Source organism: Vibrio sp. S234-5, assembly GCF_000960595.1.
Lineage (GTDB): Bacteria > Pseudomonadota > Gammaproteobacteria > Enterobacterales > Vibrionaceae > Vibrio.
The window spans coordinates 1-810 of sequence record NZ_JZAM01000071.1 but is presented as its reverse complement, the minus strand read 5'-3'; the positions used below and the strand labels follow the sequence as shown (position 1 = coordinate 810).

Here is an 810-nt window from a genome sequence, read left to right as displayed (position 1 = left end):
GTGAGGTAACTAGTTCTACTTTCATGAGAGCGGCTCCAAAGGAATACTAAAGTGATACTATTCTATCACTTTGAGTATAGCAAGCTCCATGACGGCTAACGCCCTGCTAAGGGGTGAGCAATGCACTACGAAAGCTACCGCACACCGCCTAAATCACAAAACTCACCGCATGCTAAAAATGCCACGCATTGCGAATCCCGCTTAAGCAGTTTGTTAGCTTAAATTTCAGCACCTTAAGATTTATCAAAGCTGAGATTAACCCGATTTGGGAAACCGACAAACTGCCTGAACTTTGAAACCCGAATTGGCTCAAACTTTGTGGCCTTTCATGCTATTTGGAAACCCGAAAATTTTGATAAATCATTTTCGGAAAACTCAAAGCGAAAGCCAAACTTTCAAAGCGACTTTGCGCCAAGCTGGCTAACCTCGAGCAATCCAAAAATTTAATTGAGGCAACTGCTCGAAACTCACGTTGACAAACAATGCTGATTTTGCCGAGAAACCTGGAAAAATTGTCGATGGAATAAAGAAGAAACCACAAACAACTGATTTTTAATGTTTTAAGCTAACGCCGCGTTAAGGGGTGAGTGCCGCATAAACCAACTTTCCGCAGACCACTTTCACCACCAAAATGACCGCATACCAAAAATGCCACGCGGCACGAATCCCTCTTTAACGCTTTGTTATGTTTAAGCTTCAAGGGCTTACGTTTTACCAAAACCAAGATTAACCCAGCGTTGATTCACAAACAAAAGCCAAAACCTAAAAAACTGAAATGACTCATAGATTTGAAAAACAGACTTCGAATTT

1 protein-coding gene is annotated in these 810 nt (G+C 41.5%); it reads right to left on the bottom strand.

The annotated features are described in order from the left end of the window. Positions 1 to 565 precede the first annotated feature (565 nt). The gene (locus tag UF06_RS28250) at positions 566 to 724 is read right to left on the bottom strand and encodes a DUF3265 domain-containing protein (protein WP_171816686.1); all 159 of its coding nucleotides are present in this window, start codon (positions 722 to 724) and stop codon (positions 566 to 568) included. Positions 725 to 810: the final 86 nt, after the last annotated feature.